This window comes from Halomonas sp. ND22Bw (assembly GCF_003011945.1).
Lineage (GTDB): Bacteria > Pseudomonadota > Gammaproteobacteria > Pseudomonadales > Halomonadaceae > Halomonas > Halomonas halophila.
Map to the genome: position 1 here is coordinate 1 of NZ_PXWD01001573.1, position 243 is coordinate 243.

1 protein-coding gene is annotated in these 243 nt (G+C 69.1%); it reads left to right on the forward strand.

Annotated elements, in window-relative coordinates; genetic code table 11:
- Positions 1-243, forward strand: a 243-nt coding sequence (locus CVH10_RS23540; protein WP_219925075.1) for a hypothetical protein, incomplete at both ends; no start/stop codon positions are given.

A 243-nucleotide genomic window follows, 5' to 3' on the forward strand; every position in this document is an offset into this window, starting at 1 on the left:
GGCGTCAGCCTGGCTCAAAAGAGCGGCGCCAAGCCCGACTTCACCCTGGAGCCCAACTACGGTTCGGTGCGGCTGGAGACCGGCTTCACGCCCGACCCCTGGACCAAGTCGATACTGGCCGGCGGCTCCATTCCCGCCTCGGCCGCCAAGTCGGGTTGCGAAGGCAAGGTCAGCGCCGCCCCCGACCTGCAGCTGAACTACACCGCCGGCGATCTGGACCTGACGATCAGCGCGGCGGCGTCG